The 320-nt window shown below is 49.4% G+C and carries 1 pseudogene; it reads right to left on the bottom strand.

Annotated features, from left to right (window positions below):
- Positions 1–115 precede the first annotated feature (115 nt).
- Positions 116–320, bottom strand: a pseudogene (locus F2P46_RS36465) (TrkH family potassium uptake protein); the annotation flags it as partial.

Genomic DNA, 320 nt, shown 5'->3' with positions numbered 1-320 from the left:
TGCTCTGAGGTAGAATTCATGCCGGGCAAGGTGCGTTCGTGTTGAAATTGTGTTTTATGGATAACTCACATTTTATCAATCACTTACGGCATTCTTGCCCTTTTTTATGCAAAATTCAGGCTAGCAGAGTCGCGCCGGTCATCATGCCAAAGCCGCCCACTTGAAAGAGCAGCATAATGATGCCCTGACCAGAAGAAGACCAATATGTACCGGTGTCAACGACGGCAAGTCCGGTAACACATACCGCTGAAACTGAAGTGAAGAGCGCAGTGAGGAAGGGTGCTGACCCAGGCGCGAGTCGAGCAAAGGGCATCATCAGA

It is taken from the genome of Massilia sp. CCM 8734, from assembly GCF_011682155.1.
Lineage (GTDB): Bacteria > Pseudomonadota > Gammaproteobacteria > Burkholderiales > Burkholderiaceae_D > Telluria_A > Telluria_A rubra.
The sequence above is the reverse complement of the archived record's forward strand: the minus strand, read 5'-3'. Positions and strand labels throughout refer to the sequence as shown.